The sequence below is a fragment of the Vibrio sp. 10N.261.52.C11 genome, assembly GCF_041471405.1.
GTDB lineage: Bacteria > Pseudomonadota > Gammaproteobacteria > Enterobacterales > Vibrionaceae > Vibrio > Vibrio crassostreae_C.
This window is the reverse complement of the sequence record NZ_JBFROI010000012.1, coordinates 42,832-64,802: the sequence shown is the minus strand read 5'-3', so window position 1 is coordinate 64,802 and position 21,971 is coordinate 42,832. Positions and strand designations below refer to the sequence as shown.

Annotated in this window: 21 protein-coding genes and 1 pseudogene; 10 read left to right on the top strand and 12 right to left on the bottom strand. The window is 45.1% G+C overall.

Features of this window, described 5'->3' with window-relative positions:
• Window positions 1-68: 68 nt before the first annotated feature.
• On the top strand, window positions 69-407 hold the full coding sequence (locus AB4323_RS05150) for a helix-turn-helix domain-containing protein (RefSeq protein WP_004733017.1): 339 nt from the start codon (window positions 69-71) through the stop codon (window positions 405-407).
• A 63-nt stretch (window positions 408-470) separates the two neighbouring features.
• On the opposite strand, the gene AB4323_RS05145 is transcribed toward AB4323_RS05150, so the two are convergent.
• The gene (locus AB4323_RS05145; protein ID WP_371721790.1) at window positions 471-1,376 is read right to left on the bottom strand and encodes a LysR substrate-binding domain-containing protein; all 906 of its coding nucleotides are present in this window, start codon (window positions 1,374-1,376) and stop codon (window positions 471-473) included.
• Window positions 1,377-1,586: 210 nt separating this feature from the next.
• On the opposite strand from AB4323_RS05145, the gene AB4323_RS05140 reads away from it, so the two are divergent.
• Window positions 1,587-2,306 (top strand): SDR family oxidoreductase, encoded by a 720-nt coding sequence (locus AB4323_RS05140; protein WP_008216572.1) that lies wholly within the window; start codon window positions 1,587-1,589, stop codon window positions 2,304-2,306.
• 107 nt (window positions 2,307-2,413) lie between these two features.
• Here the strand turns inward: AB4323_RS05140 and AB4323_RS05135 are convergent, their stop codons facing one another.
• Both AB4323_RS05135 and ompW read right to left on the bottom strand, forming a co-directional pair.
• The gene (locus AB4323_RS05135; protein ID WP_372151830.1) at window positions 2,414-4,225 is read right to left on the bottom strand and encodes a choice-of-anchor I family protein; all 1,812 of its coding nucleotides are present in this window, start codon (window positions 4,223-4,225) and stop codon (window positions 2,414-2,416) included.
• A gap of 202 nt (window positions 4,226-4,427) precedes the next feature.
• Window positions 4,428-5,075: an outer membrane protein OmpW gene (gene ompW / locus AB4323_RS05130; protein ID WP_017064924.1), complete on the bottom strand. Its 648-nt coding sequence runs from the start codon at window positions 5,073-5,075 to the stop codon at window positions 4,428-4,430.
• A 400-nt stretch (window positions 5,076-5,475) separates the two neighbouring features.
• Between ompW and glgC the strand changes: the two genes are divergently transcribed.
• The gene (glgC, locus tag AB4323_RS05125) at window positions 5,476-6,696 is read left to right on the top strand and encodes a glucose-1-phosphate adenylyltransferase (RefSeq protein ID WP_017061684.1); all 1,221 of its coding nucleotides are present in this window, start codon (window positions 5,476-5,478) and stop codon (window positions 6,694-6,696) included.
• Between the two features lie 121 nt (window positions 6,697-6,817).
• On the opposite strand, the gene AB4323_RS05120 is transcribed toward glgC, so the two are convergent.
• Together AB4323_RS05120 and AB4323_RS05115 are read right to left on the bottom strand one after the other, a co-directional pair.
• Window positions 6,818-8,248: a YfcC family protein gene (locus AB4323_RS05120; RefSeq protein ID WP_372151828.1), complete on the bottom strand. Its 1,431-nt coding sequence runs from the start codon at window positions 8,246-8,248 to the stop codon at window positions 6,818-6,820.
• A 415-nt stretch (window positions 8,249-8,663) separates the two neighbouring features.
• Window positions 8,664-8,891: pseudogene (locus AB4323_RS05115) on the bottom strand (hypothetical protein); the annotation flags it as partial.
• 57 nt (window positions 8,892-8,948) lie between these two features.
• On the opposite strand from AB4323_RS05115, the gene AB4323_RS05110 reads away from it, so the two are divergent.
• The 4 genes from AB4323_RS05110 to AB4323_RS05095 all read left to right on the top strand — a co-directional run bounded on the left by AB4323_RS05110 (window position 8,949) and on the right by AB4323_RS05095 (window position 11,163).
• A complete protein-coding gene (locus tag AB4323_RS05110; protein WP_229648214.1) occupies window positions 8,949-9,206 on the top strand; it encodes a hypothetical protein in 258 nt (85 codons plus the stop codon).
• 337 nt (window positions 9,207-9,543) lie between these two features.
• Window positions 9,544-9,900: a ribosome hibernation-promoting factor, HPF/YfiA family gene (gene hpf, locus AB4323_RS05105; protein ID WP_017061680.1), complete on the top strand. Its 357-nt coding sequence runs from the start codon at window positions 9,544-9,546 to the stop codon at window positions 9,898-9,900.
• A gap of 240 nt (window positions 9,901-10,140) precedes the next feature.
• Window positions 10,141-10,296 carry a DUF3012 domain-containing protein gene (locus AB4323_RS05100; protein ID WP_017061679.1) on the top strand — a complete coding sequence of 52 codons (156 nt, stop codon included), beginning with the start codon at window positions 10,141-10,143 and terminating at the stop codon, window positions 10,294-10,296.
• A gap of 78 nt (window positions 10,297-10,374) precedes the next feature.
• On the top strand, window positions 10,375-11,163 hold the full coding sequence (locus AB4323_RS05095) for an HAD-IIB family hydrolase (RefSeq protein WP_102393449.1): 789 nt from the start codon (window positions 10,375-10,377) through the stop codon (window positions 11,161-11,163).
• Between the two features lie 96 nt (window positions 11,164-11,259).
• Here AB4323_RS05095 and dgcA read toward each other — a convergent pair whose 3' ends face one another.
• From dgcA to AB4323_RS05070, 5 genes are all read right to left on the bottom strand, one after another.
• Window positions 11,260-12,246 (bottom strand): N-acetyl-D-Glu racemase DgcA, encoded by a 987-nt coding sequence (gene dgcA, locus AB4323_RS05090; protein WP_372102119.1) that lies wholly within the window; start codon window positions 12,244-12,246, stop codon window positions 11,260-11,262.
• Window positions 12,247-12,303: 57 nt separating this feature from the next.
• Window positions 12,304-13,311, bottom strand: a complete 1,008-nt coding sequence (gene dgcN, locus AB4323_RS05085; protein ID WP_372100906.1) for an N-acetyltransferase DgcN — start codon at window positions 13,309-13,311, stop codon at window positions 12,304-12,306.
• A 91-nt stretch (window positions 13,312-13,402) separates the two neighbouring features.
• Window positions 13,403-14,308 carry a LysR family transcriptional regulator gene (locus tag AB4323_RS05080; RefSeq protein WP_372151826.1) on the bottom strand — a complete coding sequence of 302 codons (906 nt, stop codon included), beginning with the start codon at window positions 14,306-14,308 and terminating at the stop codon, window positions 13,403-13,405.
• 119 nt (window positions 14,309-14,427) lie between these two features.
• Window positions 14,428-15,264, bottom strand: a complete 837-nt coding sequence (locus AB4323_RS05075; protein ID WP_372151824.1) for an SGNH/GDSL hydrolase family protein — start codon at window positions 15,262-15,264, stop codon at window positions 14,428-14,430.
• A 110-nt stretch (window positions 15,265-15,374) separates the two neighbouring features.
• Complete coding sequence (locus AB4323_RS05070; RefSeq protein ID WP_017111519.1) at window positions 15,375-15,887, bottom strand: RNA methyltransferase; 513 nt, start codon at window positions 15,885-15,887, stop codon at window positions 15,375-15,377.
• A 275-nt stretch (window positions 15,888-16,162) separates the two neighbouring features.
• On the opposite strand from AB4323_RS05070, the gene AB4323_RS05065 reads away from it, so the two are divergent.
• On the top strand, window positions 16,163-17,824 hold the full coding sequence (locus AB4323_RS05065; RefSeq protein ID WP_372100901.1) for a methyl-accepting chemotaxis protein: 1,662 nt from the start codon (window positions 16,163-16,165) through the stop codon (window positions 17,822-17,824).
• Between the two features lie 114 nt (window positions 17,825-17,938).
• On the opposite strand, the gene AB4323_RS05060 is transcribed toward AB4323_RS05065, so the two are convergent.
• Window positions 17,939-18,808 (bottom strand): LysR family transcriptional regulator, encoded by an 870-nt coding sequence (locus AB4323_RS05060; RefSeq protein WP_229648210.1) that lies wholly within the window; start codon window positions 18,806-18,808, stop codon window positions 17,939-17,941.
• Between the two features lie 209 nt (window positions 18,809-19,017).
• On the opposite strand from AB4323_RS05060, the gene AB4323_RS05055 reads away from it, so the two are divergent.
• Window positions 19,018-19,365, top strand: coding sequence for a DUF3316 domain-containing protein (locus AB4323_RS05055; protein WP_229648209.1), 348 nt, complete (start codon window positions 19,018-19,020; stop codon window positions 19,363-19,365).
• A 194-nt stretch (window positions 19,366-19,559) separates the two neighbouring features.
• On the opposite strand, the gene AB4323_RS05050 is transcribed toward AB4323_RS05055, so the two are convergent.
• Window positions 19,560-21,197, bottom strand: a complete 1,638-nt coding sequence (locus tag AB4323_RS05050) for a methyl-accepting chemotaxis protein (RefSeq protein ID WP_372151822.1) — start codon at window positions 21,195-21,197, stop codon at window positions 19,560-19,562.
• 259 nt (window positions 21,198-21,456) lie between these two features.
• Between AB4323_RS05050 and AB4323_RS05045 the strand changes: the two genes are divergently transcribed.
• On the top strand, window positions 21,457-21,882 hold the full coding sequence (locus AB4323_RS05045; RefSeq protein WP_017071370.1) for a DUF3010 family protein: 426 nt from the start codon (window positions 21,457-21,459) through the stop codon (window positions 21,880-21,882).
• The last annotated feature ends 89 nt before the right edge of the window (window positions 21,883-21,971 follow it).

The following is a 21,971-nucleotide window of genomic DNA, read 5'->3' as shown; positions in this document are numbered from 1 at the left end:
AGGCTTTGAACTAACACTATGAATAGTAAGTACAAATCAGTTAGGTAGGTACTTATTGGTACATCTTTATGAAAAATCAGGAAAACTTTTTTTCAAGAAAATCAGCACCAGAGCGCTCAGCTCGCATGGTCGAAACCATCTACGGCTGTAAATGGTCGCTAACGGTTTACCAATTACTGGCAAATGGCATTAATCGCCCCGGTGAAATGGTGCGCTCAGTAGAAGGGCTATCTACAAAGGTATTGAATGAATGTTTGAAGCGAAATGTAGAATTTGGAATTTTAGACAAGCAAATGTTCAACGAACTACCACCAAGAGTTGAATACCAAGTGACGCCGTTCGGCGAAAAGTTCTTGTTGATTCTAGACCAGCTGGAAAACCTACAAAACGAAATCGACGAGATGTAAGTTTGAGCTAGTCCAACTATTGCCAAAAACAGCAGACAGAAAAAGGAAGGCAACAAGCAGCACTTAGCTCACTGGCATTTGCTCAAAGCGACCTTTTACAAAATCAATGAAGGTTCGAATTCGACTTGGTTGATAGCGGTCTCGATGGTAGATCGCTGAAAAGTCCACTTTAGGTACTATCCACTCATCAAACACTTGCAGCAGTTGCCCGTCGTTGAGTTCTTGTAAGCAATAGATAGTTGGAACACGAATAATTCCGTTGCCCGACTTCGCGCCCTGTACCAACACTCGTCCATTCTTACATTGCAACCTGCCCGTCACATGCACATCGACTGTTTTCTTGGTGTCATCCAAAGCTTGAAAGCTCCACTTACGCACAGACCCCGTTAAGCAGTCATGGTGAATGAGATCTTTAGGATGGTTTGGCTTTCCTTTGCGAGCAAAATATTCAGGGCTTGCGAGCGTTCCCATCTCGATGTCCAAAAGCTTTCTCGCGATAAAGCCCGCATCTTCAAGGCTTCCCATACGAAATGCGATATCGAACGCGTCTTCAATCAAGTCGACTCGGTTACTACTGAAATCAAGGCTGATGCTGATGTCTGGGTAGAGTTGCATGAACTCATTGACCAGATCCGCGATGATCACCTCGCCCAGATAACCGCCAACACAGTTTACTTTTATGTCGCCACGTACTTCTTCGACGTCATCCACAGCAGCAATCAAGGCTTGGTCTATATTATCTAAGGCTTGTTCACATCTCGCGTACAGATCTTGCCCTGCGTGAGTCAACCTTAAGGTTCGAGTGGTGCGGATAAACAGTGTCACACCCATCTGCTTTTCTAGGCTGCTCACTTGGCGTGATACGTGGGAACGAGACACATCCAACTCCTCCGCCGCTTTGGTGAAATTACCTAAACGAGCGATCAGCACGAAAGAACGAATATCAGACAGGTTAATTTGATTAAGCATAGTCGCCAGCTTACTTATGAAGTTATGAGATAGACGCTTTTATTGTTGCACCACAGCAACAGTGTTTCAAGTAAAGTGCTATATATCAACAATTCTATTTTCCTTAATATACCTCCATCGCAACGAAGCAAGGCAACAAGCACTTGATTCGAATGCACTTAAACAATACGTCGTAGCCAACCGACGCAATAAAAGTACAGAGGAAATAAAATGAAAAAACTAATCGTAATTACAGGTGCAAGCTCTGGTATTGGTGAAGCAATCGCTCGTCGTCTAAGCGATGAAGGTCACCCTCTACTACTTTTAGCTCGTCGTATTGACCGCCTTGAAGCGCTGAACCTACCAAACTCTCTATCTGTGAAAGTAGACGTAACAGACAAAGCGTCTTTTGATGCAGCTATCGCACAAGGTGAAGAGAAGTTTGGTCCTGTAGATGCGCTTATCAACAACGCTGGCGCAATGCTTCTTGGTCAAATCGATACTCAAGACGCACAAGAGTGGAAGACAATGTTCGACGTGAACGTAATTGGTCTTCTAAACGGCATGCAATCTGTACTTGCTCCGATGATGGAACGCAACACGGGTACTATCATCAACATCAGCTCTATCGCGGGTAAGAAAACATTCCCAAGCCACGCAGCTTACTGTGGTACTAAATTCGCGGTACACGCTATTTCTGAGAACGTTCGTGAAGAAGTGGCGGCTTCAAATGTTCGTGTTACCACTATCGCACCGGGTGCTGTAGAAACTGAGCTTCTGTCTCACACAACATCTCAAGAGATCAAAGACGGTTACGATTCTTGGAAAGAAGACATGGGTGGCGTATTGGCAGCTGACGATATCGCTCGCGCTGTATCATTCGCTTACCAACAACCACAGAATGTATGTATCCGTGAGATTGCTCTAGCACCAACTAAGCAACAGCCATAGGCCTTTGCCATCGCTAATAAATAAGCGATGAACTAAAAAAGCGCCACGACTTAACAAGTCGTGGCGCTTTTGTTTTGATTCAATCTAATTGCTAGTAAGAAGCGTGATTAAAACTCAACGCGGTAAACTGACGTGCTACCACTCACTTCGTTGCCAACCGCAATAAAGTGGTTACCAGAACGAGTGAAATACTTGATTGATTCTGGACCTAAATCACCCGCTTTAGCGTTGTAAGTCTCGTTGTCGCAATCACCGTCTTCATCAACCTTAGTGCACACTGGCTGAGTAAAGTCGCGATTGTTCAAGTAGCTGATGAAACTTGCGTTTTTAGGCTGTGTTACGTCGTAAACCATGATGCCACCTTGGCGCTCAAGTCCAATAAAGGCATAGTGCTTGCCGTTGATCTCCGCCACTTCGATCGCTTCAGGTTCTACGCCTTTATCATCACTACGATCGTCACCGCTTTGGTTGTTATCATTGGTGCTGTTGAAGTTTGCAGGATCTTGCTCAAGTACGATTCGAGCAAAATCATCGCCGCTATCAAACACTAGCTCGCCTGACTCATCCCAGATAGAGAACGAGCGGCTGCCGAATGCTTGAACCTTTTGGTCAGCAGCGAGTGTCCCTTGTGGCTTAATCACTTTAAGACGTGCAAGTTGCTTGTTGTCTTTCAATGCGCCATCTAATGGGTGGTTAGCGTCAACATCTAGCTTCTTGCCACGTACTTCATCAACATAAGCGATACAAAAGTCTTTCTCTGTGGTGTAGTTTTCGGTGCCTTTATAGTCATCGCCATCCCACTCAAAGCCTTTATCGTCACACTCTTTTTGCGTTGTCTTGATGCCATACTCGCGGCCGTCACCTTCGTTCGCCGTCACGATGTAGGTATTGCCATCGACACTGTAGCTAGTGATGCTGTCTGGCATGTAAAGTCCTTCTAACATCGCGTAGTTTTGTAGGTTGCCGATATTTTTGTCTTTATTCGACGCATCCAATTGCGCGCTATCCCAAGGTTTGCCGCCTAAACCAAGAATCGCATCCACCTCTGCCGTTGCGACATCAATCGCTGCTAGTGCGTTGTTCTCTTGCAGGGCAACGTAGAGTTTGCCGTTGTCAGCAAACGTTAGGTATTCAGGCTCTAGGTCTTGAGCGACGGTCGCATCGGGAGCTGAAATTCGAACCTTATCGGTTAATTCCTGGTGACGAGGCTGACCTTGGTTAAATACCTTGAAATTAATCTGAGTGACCTTCGCTTGCATCGGCCCATTCGCTAAATCCACCAGCGTTACTGAACCTTCAGGATCAATGCTGTAATCCGCATTCGGCTCACCTTCATTTGCTGACGCAATATAACGACCATCTTTAGAGAAGCTCACCATGTCTGGCAGAGCGCCAGCCGTATAAGTGGTGATCAGCTCTAATGTGTCTGAGCGATAAAGTGCAACGATGCCGTTTTGTTGTTTGTCGGCATTTTCAATCGCGACAGCAACTAACCCTTGATGAGTCGACACACTGTTCGCTGCACCAATATCAATACCAGAAGCTGCAGCCGCTGATTGAAGATCAATAGAACCCGCAGATGTTGGTGCGCTGTCAGAGTCCATCGATAACACATCAACTTTCTGAGCTTGAGCGTTCACAACATAAAGCTTGTCGGTACATGAATCGTAGCTGACGATTTCGGCTGCAGAAGTATCAAACGGGGCGTCGGCAATTGAACGGCCAACTAGGCTGATTCCGGTTACCTCTGCATTGGAAGCGCTTGGCTGCAAGATGGATTGGCATTGAAGGCTAAAAGCATCAAGTGATGTTTGAGATGGCGTAGCAGTCGTTGGTGATGTTGGTTGAGAACAGCCTACTAGAGCAGAACTTACCGCGATAGGCAGTAATAATGTCAGCTTATTAAATTTACGATTCATATATCCTCCATAATTTAAACCGCGATCATAGTGGGCTGTTATGACACTTATCTTTCCCTTTTATTAACAATAAATGACGACAATAGGTTTTTCTTACCCATAACAATAGAAAGCTAAGGCGAGCAATCCATTAACAAGTAAGCAAAGAAAAGCGCCCAAGCTGACTGATGCTTGAGCGCCTTTAGTAAATTGAATAGGGAGATTAGAAGTTGTAACCACCACCAATCATGAATACCCATGGGTCGATATCAACGTCTGTTGAGTACTGAACACCACCCGCTTTGTATTTAGCTGTAGTGTCGATATCTGCGTACCAAACCGATGCGTTCAAGAACCAATCTTCATTGATCATGTAGTCCATACCGATGTTTGCAGCAAGACCCCAAGAGTCATCAAGAGACAAGTCGCTCAAACCAGCATCTTTGCCCGTACCATTAAGTTCTTCATCGAAAAATACGGTGTAGTTGATACCCGCGCCTACGTAAGGACGGAATTTGCTGTTTGCTTCACCGAAGTAGTACTGCACCATCAGCGTAGGTGGTAGGTGTTTTGTGTCAGCGATATCGCCTAGACCACCATGATTTGTAGAGATTGTATGAGAGAATGGCGTTGCTGCAAGAATTTCAAGACTGATGTTATCTGTAAACATATAGCCAAATGTCAAACCAAGTTGGGTGTTTGAATCCACACCAAATTTTGACCCCGATGTCTCCAGAACATCCCCACTGCTATCGTTAGGAGATACCATTGCTGCACCTGCACGGATGATGAAATCACCTTCTTTATGAGCAAGAACGTTGGTTGACATAAGAGCCGCAATAACCGCAATACCACATACTGTTTTTTTCATTATAATTTCCTTTTGGGGGCTTAATCTTTGTTGGTGAATGAGTAATCATTTCTTATTTTGCGTGCAAGGTATCATAGAATAACCCTACTTTATTGATGGAAATCAATTTGTGAAAAGTTGTGATTATTTATGTAAATTTATATCGACCCGATCACTTTATCTCTTCATTTTATTGACAGTTTTGTAATGCAACTTTTCCGTGCGTCATTTTGTTAATCCAATCCCTTCACTTTGCTCAGCTCTCTTTGGATCAAAATAGAGCAAGCCAATATCTCGCACGCATCATTTTGGTGCAGCTCTACAAGAATCAATCTTGCCGCGTATAATATTCAATGAGTTACATTTGGCTTAGTGCTTGCAAGTCTATGTTCATAATCATAAATACATTGAGGTTCTGACTATGCAAGACACTCTAACAATCGTTCTGGCCGGCGGTGTTGGCTCTCGGCTTTCTCCCCTCACCGATAACCGTGCAAAACCTGCGGTACCTTTTGGTGGCAAATATCGAATCATCGATTTCACACTCGCGAACTGCCTGCACTCCGGACTTCGCCAAATTCTGGTGCTAACTCAGTACAAGTCTCACTCTTTGCAAAAACACTTACGTGATGGTTGGTCGGTGCTTAACCCCGAGCTCGGCGAATACATCACCAATGTTCCCCCACAAATGCGAACCGGTGATAGCTGGTACAGCGGTACTGCCGATGCGATTTATCAAAACTTGTATCTGCTGTCTCGCAGTGAAGCCAAGCATGTGGTGGTGTTATCTGGCGACCATATCTATCGCATGGATTACGCACCAATGCTCAAGCAGCACAAAAAGAACGAGGCCGACCTAACTGTGGCGTGCATGGAGGTTTCGATTGACGAAGCCAAAGAGTTTGGTGTGATGGAGATAGATGAATCTCTAGAGATCAATAACTTTACCGAAAAGCCACGTTACCCTGCATGTGTACCTGGTAGGCCAACTCGAAGCATGGCTTCAATGGGTATTTACGTCTTTGATAAAGAAGTGCTTACACAAGCGCTACTGGCGGACGCCGAAGATCCGAACTCAAGCCACGATTTTGGTAAAGACATCATTCCTAAATTGGTGGGCAACAACAGTGTTTACGCATACAAGTTTGGGGATGAAGAAGGCCGAGTGACCCAAGATGCGTACTGGAGAGATGTTGGTACTATCGACTCTTATTACCAATCCAACATGGACCTGTTAAAGCCAGCTTCGCCTATCGATTTATATCAACCTGATTGGGCAATTCGTACTTACGAACCGCAGCTGCCACCCGCACGAACCATTGCTTCGGTAGAGGGAAATCAAGGGATTTTCATCAACTCGATGATCGCGAATGGCGTAGTGATTGAAGGTGGCTCAGCGCAAAACTCTATCTTTTTCCCGAAGGTAAAAGTGAACAACGCGGCAATCGTGATTGATAGTATCTTGTTTGAAGATGTTGAGATTGGAAAAAATTGCCACATACAAAACTGCATCATCGACAAGAACGTTAAGGTGCCTGACGGAACCCAGATCGGTCTTGATGGCCTTGCCGATGCGAAACGCTTCCACATATCAAAACAAGGCGTGATTGTGGTGCCCTCTTCTTACCAATTTGAAGAGTAACCTTTAACGTTGGAATAGCTTTTCTTTAAACGAAAAAAGGCAGCGAATTCGCTGCCTTCTTATTTACTCACACAGCTTCAGTTAAGCCTTAACTGTCCATGTATTCGATTAAACAGAAACCTTAGAAAGGCCCTAACTCAATCATTTGAGCAATCACGACTGAAATCAGAGCGCCCACCGACCAGAACAAGAATAGCGGTAAGAAGAAACGCACCCACTTACCATAAGGGACTTTCGCAATCGCCAGTACCGCCAGCAAGCCACCGTTGGTTGGATAAATGTAATTCGAGATACCATCACCCAATTGAGACGCCAACGCAGCAACTTGACGAGTCACTTCACCAATATCTGCCAGTGGAATGATAATTGGCATAGTAATCACCGCTTGACCACTGCCCGACGGGATAAACAGGTTGATCGCAGCTTGTGAGAAGTAGATACCTGCCGCCGCAACAAGCTTAGAGCTGCCAGAAATGATCTGCGCAAGATAGTAGATAATCGAATCGACAATCTTCGCGTCTTCCATGATGGTCAACACCGAACGCGCAAAGAAGATGATCAACACAGCAACCAATACATCGCTAACACCTTTGGTCCAGTACTCACAAATCTTGTTCGGAGATAAGCCCGCCACCAAACCCGGAATAATCGCCATCGCCACGAATGCACCCGCAATCTCGGTGAAGCCGAAACCCATCGTCAACGTGCCGAAGATCATGTATGCGAACACGCCCAAGAACGCGATGCCCGCAAGCTTTTCACGTGTGGTGAGTGTTTTCGCTTCAACGTTAGATTCGTAGTGGTAACCCGTACCGTGCAACAAACCTTTGGTCGGATCTTGCTTAACTTTGCGCGCGTAGTTAAGCACATACCATGCACCCGTTAACAACATGAACATACCAACAATAAAGCGGTACCACATGCCTGAATACATAGGCAGTTCAGCGATAGTGTGTGCAATACCCGTAAAGAATGGGTTAGCCAAAGCGGCCGCGAAACCGGCACAACTTGCCAGTAAAACAACGCCAAGTGCCGTAATCGCGTCATAGCCAAGCTTGATACAGAACGGGATCATCAAAGAGATGAAAATGACATCAAGTTCACGCATACCGGTGAAGGTAACGTTGAAGAAGATCGCCGTCATGATCACAGGCGCAATCACGTATAAGCCTTGCTTCTTTAGCTTAGTAGTTAGTGCAACAACGGATGCGTCTAACAGACCCATGTGTTTGATAATGCCAAAAGCACCACCCACAAATACCACAACGCCCATCACGCCAGAAGCGGATTTGAAGCCTTTAAAAAATGATTCGAAAAAAGAGGCTAATGTTGTTGGGTTGCTGGTCAATTGTGTGTAGCTGTCTGGGTCGATAACCGTGCGGCCATTCATGACCACTCGCTCGAATTCACCAGCAGGGATGAAGTAAGTTGCGATTGCAGCAACGATCACCATGATAACCAAAGAGAGAAACGGGTGGTTTACTTCTTTCTCTGTCGGCGCTGCGTTACCAGCTTGAGATGTAGGTACGGATGTAGATACCGTAGTCGTCATATAGACTCCTTATTTGTCAGCAACTAAGGTTCACTTAGCCGCCGAGAGGGATTTTTGGAAAAACGAAACCCTTCACGCTGAACTAAGTTCGCGCTAATTTAGGCTGTTTCAAAAAGGCCTTTGATAGATGGTGCTCTCAAATGTACATAGTGAAGTAGTGAGAACTACTCTCTTTGCGTCCGAGCAAAATGCAGATGTTCGGCCAAGTCAGGCCAAACTGAATGAGGTCATTACAAGCAGATAAACAGAAAAAGTCTGTTTTGGTAATGCGTTTTTTATCAATTACAAAGACAAGCGGCGCATACTAGCACAACGAGTCATTAATTGTCAGAAAAGTGTGAGTTTCGTCATGCTTTGGTGAGCAAAAGAAAAGCGCCCACTAATAAGTAAGGCGCTTTTCTGCAATCGAATCGAGTTACTTAGGTGCTAATTCGTAGTTTTCTTGCATCTCATGAGGGACAATCCCGTACTCATAATCCGCTAAGTAGCCATCCTTATAGACCTTCATTCCCTTCTCATCCCAGCTCACTTTGATCATCGCCGTGTTGCCATCTTCACTGCCTAACAGCTCCAGCATTTCTGCATCAATCTTAATGGCTTTGATGGTTTTAATACGCTTAAACGGCTTAAATTCAGTGGCCGAGAATACGATGGCCGAGCGATAACGCTTAAGCTTGAGTCCAATCGCAAAGATTCTCGATTGTTGCTCAAACTGCAACATATTGATCTAGGCTCAATTGATGAGTCTCGCATTTCAGAACTTGTGCGATTCAAAGTCGAAACGCCGGTTCGCTATGAAGGTGACATTAATTATTGGCGTCAGGGCGTCGAATTTCCTGTCGATCAACTGGCATCCAATAAAGAAGTCGATATTCGAGCACGCATTACCATACCCGAGTCTCAACTCACAGCAGGAGAGTTTCACTTCAATATGGAGTGGGCAGTTGAGTGTCTATAAATTAGTAACTTAAGCTGAGTTTTTAATCAAAGAAGAAAAAGTGAGTGAGCTGGAAAGAAAATCAATGGAGTGACAAGTTCGGAATTATAAAACCGATAAAGAGAGATTCACTGGGAATTCGCTGTAGGTTAGCGCAAATTATCAAGGATGGAGTTTTTTTGAACATGTCTTTAAAACACGAAACATAATATGCGATCAGTTCATCGGACTTTCAAGGGAGTAACAAGAGAATATTTGATAACACTGAAGTCAATCACACATGTGCTAATTCTCAGTTGGTTAATCTATGCGATGTTTGCTACGTTTAAATGACACAGTCATTGGAAAGGTATGATTTATGAAAATAAATGTTCAAACACATCATGTATCAATTAACGACGAGTCACGCAAAGACATCGAAGGTAAATTCGAGAAGATATCTAACCATTTCCCATCACTGATCAGTTGCGACATCATCATTACTAAAGAACACGGTCAACATCAGGTTGAAGTATTCACCAACTACGAAGGTGTACGAGTAACAGCAAAATCGACAGACGATGTTATGTACCCAGCTATCGCTGCAGCACTTAAGAAACTTGAAGCGGGCCTAAGTAACCGTAAGGGACAATTGAAAGCCGACCTACACGAGAAACCAACAAGCACGAAGCCAGAGATTGCTTCGGACATCATCCAAGAGATGAAATTGGTATAAATCGATAAGTAGTTAAAGCGAAATAACGAATAGAAACTTATTAAGAATTTCAAAGCCAGCATACATTGCTGGCTTTTTCGATCTTAAAGCCAAGCAAACCTTCGCTTCTTTACCGTCCCTCGAATTCAGCTCAACCCCACATCATTATTAACGCCCTTAAGTTCTTAGCAGCTATAACAATCACTTGTGGGATTTGATACAGTTATAAGCAGAAATTTAGACCACAACGGAATGTTTATTATGAAGAAAATCGCGTTGATACTTTTCCTTGCTACTCAATTAATGGCTTGTACCGAGGTTGGCAGTGAAGCTTGGTGTGCGGATATGAAAGAAAAGCCTAAAGGTGACTGGACGGCTAATGAAGCGGGCGATTTTGCTAAACACTGTATTTTCTAATCACGTTAGCTTCTAATTCTACATTGGGCTGAATTAATACGCTCTGTGTAAAACAATCCATGGAACAAGTGAGTTTTAATGGAACACCAACTAGACAACAACTGGAAGCACATCGAATGGGTATTAACCGACGTCGATGACACGCTCACTTGGCAAGGTTCACTCCCTCCAGAAACCCTGATTGTGTTACAAAAGCTGAGAGACAATGGAATCAAAGTGGTCGCTGTAACGGGAGCCTGTGCTGGTTGGTGTGACCATATTGCGCAGCTCTGGCCTGTCGATGCCGTGCTTGGAGAAAACGGCGCCTTCTTACTAGAGAAGCAAGATGATGCATTACAACTCTCATCTGAAACACCGCTAGAACAAGTGCGTAAGAACCAAGCTAAGCTAAAACAAGAAGTTGAAGCGATCTTGTTGAGTTACCCCGACCTATCGCTAACTTTGGATCAATCTTACCGCTTGTGTGAGGTCGCGATTGATATCGGCCAAAACCGTAAGCCTGTTGATCCTGAAACTGTTCAAGCGGTACTCGAAAGAATACACGCTTTAGGCGCACACGCGACGGCAAGTTCGATTCATATCAACGCTTGGTACGGCGAACACTCAAAGAAAAACGCCGTGCACCGTTTCCTGGCTAATAAAGGCTTATCGCTTGAGCAAATCCACAATCAAGCCTGCTATGTCGGCGATTCAATGAATGATCAGCAGATGTTCGAATCACTTCCACTTACCGTTGGCGTGGCAAACATTCAACATTATTGGGATAAGCTAGAGCACCATCCAAGCAGGGTCATGTCGCAGCCTGGTGGCTATGGGTTTGCAGAATTTGTGGATGCGCTGCTGAGGCTTAAAAGTGAAGTAATTTAGATAATCGCTCAGACTTTGAAGCAAAAATCGCACAAGCTTTCACTCATGCGATTTCATTTATGTCATGCCCATCGACTAACCCGAAGCTCAACGAACTTAGAGAATAATCATCCCATCGCGATAAGTCAGAGCAGGAGAAACGTCTTGGCCAAGTAAGACTGGGCCATCAAGGTCGACAATTTCAGATTGAACGGCGATAGGCAAAGCTGCACGCATCGCCAAAGAAGTTCCGAGCATACAACCAGACATCAACGTAAATCCTAGCCTTTGGGCTTCTTCTGCAAGAACCAATGCTTCAGTCAAACCGCCCGTTTTATCGAGTTTGATGTTGACCATTTCATACTTACCCAACAGCGATGAGAGCTGTGAAGTGGTATGACAGCTTTCATCAGCACACAGTGGGATCGGGTGATTGATGTGTGCCAGTGACGCATCGTGCTGCTGTGGAAGAGGTTGTTCGATCATCGCAATATCAAACTCTGTTAGTTGATTAAACAACTCTTCGAGATTCAGCCCCGTCCACGCTTCATTGGCATCCAGTACAATCTGAACATCTGCCGCAGCTTCTCGTACCGCGCGAACACGCTCTACCACTTGCTCTCCATCAAGCTTCACTTTTAAGAGTTTCGCTCCATTTGCGACATAGTCTCGAGCCTGAATCGCCATCGCTTCTGGCGTACCAATCGAGACGGTCATGGCTGTCACGATTTGATTCGGTAACTCAAACAGGCTATTTGGGAAGACCTGGTCATGTTGTTTGGCTTCAAGCTCCCAAAGCGCACAATCGACCGCATTTCGCGCTGCCCCTCCGGTCAATAAAGACTGAAGATGATCTCTTAGCTCTGCCGGATCGGTAACACCTCGCTCAAACATACCTTCAAGTGCGCTAGACGCTTGTTGGATTTGCGCTAACACAGACTCCGATGACTCGCCGTATCGTGGGTAAGGGGTGCACTCTCCCTGAGCTTGTTTGCCATCATGTTCAATGTAGACACGAACAACGTGACACTCGGTTCGGCTGCCACGAGAGATGCGAAAAGGCGTTTGCATCGCGATAATAATGGGTTCAGCTGTAATCTTCATAATTTCACTCGGTTGATGTTCACTTTAACAAATGGAAACGTAGAAATGATGAAGTCGTTAAAGTGAATGTCGCAAATGATCAGTAATGTGTTGTACACCAAAGCGCACTGGGTCCGTCACTGGCACTTGATAGAGTGTGGTCCATTCTTGGCACAATGTCTCAGCCTCTTCAATGCTAATCGCCGACGTGTTCAAGCAGATACCCACCAGCTTCGCGTCTGGATTAGTCAGTCGCGCCGCTTGCAAGTTGACTTCAATCGTCTGTTCTATGCTTGGTAATTTAGCATGAGGAAGGTTACGAATATGTGGTCGCCCAACTTCATGACACAGCACTAAGGCATCAGCTTGTGCGCCATGTAAAAGACCCAAACTCACGCCTGCAAACGAAGGGTTGAACAAAGAGCCTTGCCCTTCAATGATGTCCCAATCGTGGTCGGTAAAATCAGGGCTAATCGCTTCAACTGCGCCAGAAATAAAATCCGCAACCACCGCATCAATCGAAATACCGCTGCCTTCAATCAAAATACCTGTCTGCCCTGTCGCTTTAAACTGAGCGGATGTTCCCGCTTGTTTAAGCGACTTTTCAATCGCTAATGCCGAGAACATTTTGCCTACTGAGCAATCAGTTCCGACAGTAAGCAGGCGCTTACCTTGACGAAGCTTACCGTTACCAACATTAAGAACACCGTCAAAATGGCGTACATCATGAAGCTTAGTCAATCCTTGTTGCTGCATGTCAGCAAGCGGTGAAAATTCACTCAATCGTTGGTGCATGCCAGATGCAATCTCATATCCCATTTCTGCAGCGGCCATAATGGTTGACTGCCAAGAATCAGGAATAACACCACCCGGATTTGCGGTACCAATCACTAGCGTCTTCGCGCCCTGCGCTTGCGCCTCTTGCAGGGTCATATCCGTTAAGCCCAGTGAAACGGTATCACCCGTTAAACGCAGTTGACCTAGGCAGATTTCTGGTCGCCATTGATGAATACCGCGAGCTGTTTTTGCAGCGAGTGGGTCAGTAACATCCCCAAGAAAAAGAAGGTAAGGTTGAGCGATCGACATGAGTATTCCTAATTAATAAGCCCTTGTATGGGTTTACTTTAATTAGGAATTAGATAGCTGCCGAATACCTATTTATGGCGAGCCTATAACCTTAAGTTATAGGGTGAGTATAGATCTTCAATGAAGCGATAAATTGCTTAACGGAAATTGACTGAGGGGTGTGCTCTGCGCAAAGCATCGATACCGAGAATTGAATATCTGGTTGAAGTGGCAACACACAAACCGCATCGTCATTTTGATACTGATCTGCCGTCCACGGGTCAACAATCGCAAATCCTGCTTGGTGCTTCACCAGTTCCGCCGCAGCGCTATACCCACGTACAGATATCGGGTGGTGATAATGCTCATCGCGTGCAATAAGGCTTTGATGTAACAGGAGGCCTAATGGATCGCGGCTATCAAGCCCGATGATTGGGAGCGGATAATTGATAAGCTCATCTAGCGTTAATTCTGCCGGTAACTGCTCAACCGTATTGGATGGAACCAAAACCTTGAGCGATTCGGTTAATAGCGTTTCACTTAATATCGCAGGCGGTGCTTCATCGCCAAACGCGATAGCAATATCAAGCTCATGCTTTAACAACCCAGCACACAGTTCATCACGGTTTGCTGTCAGCAACTCAAAAGAGAGCTCTTGTTTACTGGAATATTGCTCGCGAGACATTTGGGCTATTACCGGAGTCAGCAACTTAGTCGCCAGAATCGGTGGCGCACCAATACGTAAATGCTGATGGCCTTGCTTAACTTTGTTGGTCAAAGATCGAAACTGACCCAGTTGCTGATAGACCTTTTCCGCTTCTGGCAGCAAGGTTTTCGCTTCAACCGTTGGTACTAAGCGCCCTTTAACTCGTTCGAATAAGCCAAACCCAAGTTGTTGCTCCGTGTGCGCCAAAATACGGGTCACGTTTGGTTGCGACACATGCAAGCTGCGAGCGGCTCCAGATACGGTTCCGGTCTGCATAATGGCGTAAAAGACTTCCAATTGTCTTAGGTTCACATTGATGTCCTTATGGTTCGCGAAACAAATCTAGGGTTTGGCTTTTCTTGTATTAGCTAAGCTGGTTAACGGTCTATCTGTTTAATTAGCTGTCTATTTTTCTATTTATTTGCGTGAGTCTACTTTAGTAGCTCAGCTATCGCAGGTTGAAGCACCTCAGCCCAAACTTGATAAGCCTTGGCATTCAAATGCAAATCATCACATGAGTACTCATTCGACAAAAGCTGATTAGGTGACAATACAGAATTCACATCTAAGAATGCAATGCCTTGCTGAGAACAGTACTCGCTTATCTTGCTATTGAGCAGTTCAACCGAAGGATTCAAACCTTGCAGTTTAGAGCCAACATAAAGCGTTGATTGCACCAATATGCGAATCTCATTTTCTTGCCACACCTTAAGCATATCAATGTAGTTCTGGTAGATATGGTCGACATCATAACCCTGAGCTAAATCGTTTATCCCTGCCATAAAACACACCAGCTTTGGCTTCACATTCAACGTGGTATCAATACGGCGCAACATGCCAGTTGTGGTGTCACCCGCTAAGCCACGGTTGACCATCGAAACATCGCGAAAGATATCCGCCCACGGGGCCCATTCGGTGATCGAATCACCAAACATGACTAGATCTGCACTTGGGGAAAAATGGCGATGGTTATCTGATGTCATGATATAACGACTCATACTGTGGCCTCGTTGCTGAATCTCAGACTGAAGAGCGACTGCCTTGAGGATCTCGCTATCTGGCGTGGCGCTATCAAATTGAGCTAGCAATCCTTCGATATGAGGCTTAAAAGGGCTAAGACGAGTACTCAGTTGATGATGTTCTTTAAGGGAAGATAACCTCTCTAGTAATGCATACAAAGAGCGGTTTTGACCAACTTCTTGGAATAACTGATAGAGATCGAGGACAGAGTGTTGCTGTAGCGCGGCAAGTAATTGCTTGTCTTCCATGGTGTTATCTAACCCTTCAATTATCTGATGATGAACTCAAGATAATATCCGATTGCTTACGGGATAGATAACACTAGAAGCAGATCGTTACTTTTACTAGAAGTAAATAGTTACTTTTCTTTGATTAGCAGATGGTTACGGTTATCACGGCTTTTCTTAATCAGCTCGTTGCTCTCGTCCATTTCATCTGACTTAGCAAGGCGATCATAAAGCAGCACGTTAACTGTCGCAGCCAAGTTCATGCAGCCTACTGTTGGTACATAAACAACATGATCTGCTCTGTCGGCGACATCTTGAGAAATAGAACCGTCTTCAGGGCCAAAGATATAGATGGCATTTTCTGGGTGTTTAAAACGCGGCAGTGGTGTTGCACCCTCAGCGAGTTCTACACAAACAATTTTCGTTTCTGAATCAAGGTTATCCAAAAACGACTCGACACCCGTTAGTGGGATAGTACGCGCAGCACTCTTGGTATCGGTATGAAATTTAGCGGCTTTTTCGTAGCGTTGCCCTGTGTATTTAACTTCGTCGACTTGGTAACAACCAGCCGCGCGCATAACAGCACCAACGTTTGTCGGGCTCTTTGGGTTAGTTAAACCAATAGTCACATGGCTTTTGTTCATGAATCTTTCTCACTTAACGAATAGACATAGCAGGGTGCTACAAAGCGTCGCATTCTACCAAAGCAGCGCCAAATTCAAAAGCATCGTAACAAACCGCTCTTTTTATCATTAAGCCCGTAGTTGCAAGGCTTCTAACATCAAAAATCTAACCGCCATCATGTTTATAAAACAAAAACATTTCTGGATAACAATTCAACAACAAGTCCATTTACATTTTAAAACCACATTAATAATGTGTTGAAAATTGCATGAGATAATCACACAGGAAGCGTGACATGACCCTAACCATCAAAAACCGCCTTTATATTCTCTCTTTCATTCCGTTGCTACTTATGGCAATCGGCATGATGAGCGTGACGTATATGAAGAGCACCGAGCTAACCGCACAGCAAGTTGAATCGACGCGTAGCAATATGATGGCGATGAAAGAAAAGGAACTCAAAGCGTATCTACAAATGGCCTATTCTTCGATCAGCCCGTTCTTGGAAAGAGGTGCAACATTAGAAGAAGCCTTACCAACATTAAGAACATTAGAATATGGCGAGTCTGGCTATATTTTTGGTTACGACTCCAAAGGTGTTCGAGTCGTTGTTGGGCAAAATAACGATGGTATTGGTAAAAACTACTACGACCTGCAAGACAAAAAAGGCAACTACCTGATTCGTGACTTGATCAAGAACTCAAAGCTTGGTGAGTTCACCACCTACTACTTTCCAAAACTTGGTCAATCAGAAGCTCTACCGAAACTGAGCTACTCGATATTCGTTCCCCAGTGGGACTTGATGCTAGGCACAGGTTTCTATACTGACGACATCGATGCGGTCATCGCAGAGATGAAAGAGAGCTCAAATGCCGCGTTACAAAGCTCATTAACAGCCATCGCGATTTTCTGTGGTTTGATTGCCCTAGTGGTCGCTGTGTTTGCAGTTGCCGTCAACCGCACTATCATGCAACCACTCGAGCAGTTTGACCGTTCAATCAGCGCATTCGCGAGTGGCGAAGCTGATTTAACCGCTCGAATGGAAACCTTCAAAGCACCCGAGTTCACAAAACTCAGCGAGAACTTCAACGCCTTCGTGGCAAGCCTGCAAACCATCATTCGCAGCGTAAGCGATGTCGGTCAGCAAGTCGTAGCCGAGACATCTAGCATGTCTTCTCGCGCTGCGCAGGTCGACGAGATTGCTACTGGGCAACGTGAAGAGACAGAACAAGTTGCAACAGCGATGACCGAGATGACCACAACGGCGCAAGAGATCTCGAGCAACGCTAGCCAAGCGGCGGATTCAGCGAAGCTTGCAGAAGGCAATGCCAAAGAAGCGCAACAGATCGTAAACGCAGCTGCAGATTCGGTGGCAGGCCTAGCGAGCGAAGTATCAGAAGCGAACACCGTGGTGTCTCGTTTAGAAGGCGATGTACAGAACATCTCTTCTTCATTGGCGGTGATTCAAGACATTGCCGAGCAAACTAACCTACTCGCGTTGAATGCCGCGATTGAAGCTGCACGTGCAGGCGAACAAGGGCGTGGGTTTGCTGTGGTTGCCGATGAGGTTCGTAAACTGGCAAGCCGTACTCAAGAAAGCACTGGCGACATTCACAAGATGATAGAGCAACTTAAAGCTGCCTCAGATGCTGCTGTGAAAGCAATGGATTCAAGTCAAAACCGAAGTGCGCAAACCGTGGAAGAAGCGAATGCCGCAGCCGAAGCACTGGCGAAGATCCAAGCGTCGATCGATACCATCATGGACATGAACTCGCTTATTGCTACAGCCACTGAACAGCAGAATATAGTCGGCCAAGAGATATCTCAACGCATCGTGGTAATTTCTGACCAAAGCTCACAATCGGCCGAACTCGCGAATCAAAACCGTACAGGTAGCCAAAACCTCAACAGTCGTGCAAATGAGCTGTATCACTTGGTAGATCGCTTCACCGTCTAATACATTTTCGGTTTAGTAAGCCGCAATCAAACGCGACTTAACCCTAAAACACGTCGGGCTTCAGAACCCCTATTCTGAAGCCCGTTTTTATCGGTGGAGGTTTTAAGCCATACACTAATCCAATTGCTCAGAAAGGAAGTCCACCAGCAGGCGAACCTTTGAAGATAAGTTGCGGTTCTGAGGATAAAGCGCCCAGATCCCTTCTTTGTCATCTCGATAATCGGACAGCACCTCAACCAACTCACCAGAATCAAGGTCTTCACTCACATAGTATTCAGGCAACTGCACCAAGCCAATGCTCTGCTTAGCTGCGTCTAACAAGGCTAAACCACTGTTGCACTTAATGCGTCCGTTAACACGAACTGAGCGAGGGCGTCTATTTTCTTTGAAACGCCAATGTTCAAATCCACCGACTAAACATTGGTGATTATTTAATTCTGATAATGTATGCGGCTCGCCATAACGTTCAATATATTCAGGGCTTGCACATACATAAAGTTGGCGTTGAGACAGCCTCTTTGCCACAAGGCTTGAGTCTTCCAAGCGGCCAAGACGAATCGCAACATCAACACCCGAATCGATAAGATCGAGCTTTTGATTGGTCAGCATCAGATCAAGCTCTACTTGCGGGTGAAGCTTTAAGAATTGATGCAGTATTGGGGCGAGTTGGCGCTCACCATAAGTCACAGGCGCGGTGACTTTCAGTAAGCCTTTGGGTGTTGATTGCATCTGCGTGACCGCAAGCTCAGCAATTTCTAAACCTTCGACCAACAACTTACATTGTTGGTAATAGAGTTGCCCAGCCTCTGTAAGAGACACCTTTCGAGTCGTTCGATTGAGCAGTTTCACTGCGAGTCGTTCTTCGAGGTTTGCTACTCTACGACTGATTTGAGCCACCGACGTAGCGAGCTTCTGCGCCGCACCAGTAAAGCTTTCACGCTCTGCCACTGCAACAAACTCACTTACCCCTTCCCAATTGGCCATGCCTTTACCTTATGCTGAACTTTGGTTACCCATACAGTGTATTGAAGTTAGATATCAGTGTCACCTTGCTTGATATGCGCTGTGCATTAATCTTCGGCACCTATAGTCATTCCCTTACAGAACCATATTTTTGTCCTAACATTAACCTCATCCCCTATTGCTAGGGTGAGAATCTCTAAAACACTGGTACAACAAAGTAAGGTATCCCTTTGAAGAAGTTAATCATACTTGCATCAACTCTTGTACTCAGCACCACTGCGTTTGCAGCAACTAAAACAACAATTCAAGAAACAACGCTAAAATCTGACACATATGCTAGTGAAGTCGAAGCATACGATGCAGGCACCAACCTTATGGATGAGTTACGCGCAAAAACACCTTTTGAGCTTTCAAGAGAACTGCCACAGTTCCAACAGACAACCAAATACGATTCGTTCAAGATTGATGATGTAAATATGGAAGTGAAAAAGATCACTAACATGAACGGCGACATTCATTACCAAGCGAACGTAAAAGTTGACTACCGTTACACATACAAAGACGGTCTTAGCAGCTAACACTGAGTGATTGATCAGGTCTAAAAACTGATCACCTAGTCAAAAGACTGATCACCTAGTCAAAAGACTGATCACCTAGTCAAAAAGAAAGCCCGCACTCATAGAGTGCGGGCTTTTTGTCGTTCACCGCTGATTAATGGGACTCAATACGAGCAACCATTATCAGCTCATATTCGTCTGTCTAATTTTGAAAATTACACTTCAAACTGAGACACAAGGCTATCTAGCGCTTCACACTGTTCAGCCAATGCCATACATGCATTTTCTGCGCTGCTTGCCATCTCAACCATTTGCATGGTGCTTTCAGCGATGCGTTGAACATTCTTATTCACTTCTTCAGACACTTGAGACTGTTGCGAAGCCGCCGTAGCAATTTGTGTGTTCATGTCATTCATCTTGCCAATTGAGTTACGAATCTCACTCAATGAAGATGCTGCAGTTCCTGCTTGAACAATGGTTTTCTCGCCACTCACTTTGCTTTCAGTCATCACACCAACCGCGTGTTTAGCACCCATTTCTAAGCGTTCAATCATTGATTGGATTTCGCCAGTGCTGTCTTGAGTTTTACTCGCAAGCGCTCGAACTTCATCAGCCACAACCGCAAAGCCACGGCCTTGTTCACCCGCTCGTGCCGCTTCAATAGCCGCATTCAAAGCAAGTAGGTTGGTTTGTTCTGCAATACCTTTGATCACGCCAAGGATTGAGGCGATGTTCTTCACGTCTGTATCTAGTTCTTGAACCACACCACCCGCGTTCTCGATATCTTGCGCAAGGCGTTCAATCGAAGTAACAGTTAAGCCAAGCGTAGTATCGGCCGATTCCACTTCATGGTTTGCAACTTTACTTGCGGTTGCCGCATCTAATGCGTTACCACTCACCACTTCACTGGTTGCTTGCATTTCATGAACTGCAGCCGCGACCACTTCACTTTCTCGCTGTTGATTAGACGAGAATTCAGCAACACTTTGCGTGAGTGATTTGATGTTTTCCATCTCGCCACGTACTGCGTTCGATGTGAGAATAACTTGCTCCACGGTGACATGGATCTTGCCAACAAACTGGTTGAAAGCAGAACTTAAACGAGCGATCTCATCATTACCTTCGACCTTCATACGTTGAGACAAGTTACCGTCGCCCGATGCGATCTCATTCATCGCTTTCTCTACGTTCTGGATTGGCTGAACGATAAAGCGATTCGATAACCACATAGCAAAAAGCGCGGCAAAAACAGCAACTGCCATACCCACTTCAATGATCAACTTGCTTGATTCAATAGAGTCATCGGCTTGCTGGCGAAGCTCTTTCTGTTTCAATTCGATCAGAGTTCGGATATCGCGCAGTTGAGTACGAATGATCGCAAACTCTGCGTCAAGCGCTGGCGAGTAATCAATATTGTATTGGTCTGCGTTTGCTGGATCAGCGAACATTGGCTCGTGCAGTGCCACCCACTTGCTCATCGCGTTAACAAGCTTTGCTAACTCGCCACGTGAAGATGGGTCCAACACGCCCGCTTGATACAAGGTTTCGACACTTTGAAAACGAGGAACCGCTTTGTAAGCGTTGTCTTTAAATTCAAACTTTTGGTACTCGACCGCCGCTTGGTCTTTCGCAAGCAACAGACCTTGTGCCGAAGCGATAATTTGGTAGGTATCTCGGTAGCCATCTTCTAGGTTATCTAGCACTGGCTGAACCACATTATTGAGCTCGTTATTAATCGCAGCCTGAGCATTAGATCTAATGACATTAAGCACAGTAACGGTAGAAAAAACAATCACAATCACCAACAGCGGGATCGCGATTTTACTCTTAATCGAAAGATTATTGATATTCATTGGGATTAATAACCACACTTCAAATAGGGATGCGCGCGCAATATACAGCACACATATAAAATCCCGCTAAGCTTTTGTGAGCTTCATCTCATAGCAAACGATACCGTAAATTCGTGTGATGCTTTTTCAATCAAAGGTTAACTTTCGGCGACTAAAATACTCTCTGATTTAGACTTATTTGCTGCTGATACGCGCAAATACTGGAGAAGTGTTAGAAATAACACCATAATGTAGGGCTCTAAAATAAGTAGGTAAGAACATGAAAATTTGTGGTGTTGAAATCAAAGGTAACGATGCAGTCATCTGTCTTCTTTCTCTGTCAGACGGCGTATTTAACATTCCTGATTGCCGAGTTTCTAAGGTTGCGATTAGCGACGCAAACGACACACAGAATATGAAAGACTTTCAATTCTCTTTTGCAAAGTTAATGGAAGATTACCAAGTAGAAAAAGTTGTAATTCGCCAACGTCAGACTAAAGGCAAATTTGCTGGCGGTGGCTTCGGCTTCAAACTAGAAGCAGCAATTCAGTTGATCGACGGCCTAGACGTAACCGTTGTATCACCTGCTGACATCAAGGAGAGCCTTAAGCGCAACCCTCTTATGATGAAGTTCAAAGAAACTGGCCTTAAGCAATACCAAGAAGCACCGTTTACAACGGCTTACGCTTGCTTGATGAAACGCTAATCAAAAGTCGCTAGCCAATATTTTATATAGAAAGAGCCTGAATATTCAGGCTCTTTTTTGTTTCTAGTCATCGATTTTTAGTAGGATGA

Coding starts and splice junctions, on each gene's coding strand:
- AB4323_RS05150 (WP_004733017.1), top strand. CDS start 69: ATGAAAAATCAGGAAAACTTTTTTTCAAGAAAATCAGCACCAGAGCGC.
- AB4323_RS05145 (WP_371721790.1), bottom strand. CDS start 1,376: ATGCTTAATCAAATTAACCTGTCTGATATTCGTTCTTTCGTGCTGATC.
- AB4323_RS05140 (WP_008216572.1), top strand. CDS start 1,587: ATGAAAAAACTAATCGTAATTACAGGTGCAAGCTCTGGTATTGGTGAA.
- AB4323_RS05135 (WP_372151830.1), bottom strand. CDS start 4,225: ATGAATCGTAAATTTAATAAGCTGACATTATTACTGCCTATCGCGGTA.
- ompW (WP_017064924.1), bottom strand. CDS start 5,075: ATGAAAAAAACAGTATGTGGTATTGCGGTTATTGCGGCTCTTATGTCA.
- glgC (WP_017061684.1), top strand. CDS start 5,476: ATGCAAGACACTCTAACAATCGTTCTGGCCGGCGGTGTTGGCTCTCGG.
- AB4323_RS05120 (WP_372151828.1), bottom strand. CDS start 8,248: ATGACGACTACGGTATCTACATCCGTACCTACATCTCAAGCTGGTAAC.
- hpf (WP_017061680.1), top strand. CDS start 9,544: ATGAAAATAAATGTTCAAACACATCATGTATCAATTAACGACGAGTCA.
- AB4323_RS05100 (WP_017061679.1), top strand. CDS start 10,141: ATGAAGAAAATCGCGTTGATACTTTTCCTTGCTACTCAATTAATGGCT.
- AB4323_RS05095 (WP_102393449.1), top strand. CDS start 10,375: ATGGAACACCAACTAGACAACAACTGGAAGCACATCGAATGGGTATTA.
- dgcA (WP_372102119.1), bottom strand. CDS start 12,246: ATGAAGATTACAGCTGAACCCATTATTATCGCGATGCAAACGCCTTTT.
- dgcN (WP_372100906.1), bottom strand. CDS start 13,311: ATGTCGATCGCTCAACCTTACCTTCTTTTTCTTGGGGATGTTACTGAC.
- AB4323_RS05075 (WP_372151824.1), bottom strand. CDS start 15,264: ATGGAAGACAAGCAATTACTTGCCGCGCTACAGCAACACTCTGTCCTC.
- AB4323_RS05070 (WP_017111519.1), bottom strand. CDS start 15,887: ATGAACAAAAGCCATGTGACTATTGGTTTAACTAACCCAAAGAGCCCG.
- AB4323_RS05065 (WP_372100901.1), top strand. CDS start 16,163: ATGACCCTAACCATCAAAAACCGCCTTTATATTCTCTCTTTCATTCCG.
- AB4323_RS05060 (WP_229648210.1), bottom strand. CDS start 18,808: ATGGCCAATTGGGAAGGGGTAAGTGAGTTTGTTGCAGTGGCAGAGCGT.
- AB4323_RS05050 (WP_372151822.1), bottom strand. CDS start 21,197: ATGAATATCAATAATCTTTCGATTAAGAGTAAAATCGCGATCCCGCTG.
- AB4323_RS05045 (WP_017071370.1), top strand. CDS start 21,457: ATGAAAATTTGTGGTGTTGAAATCAAAGGTAACGATGCAGTCATCTGT.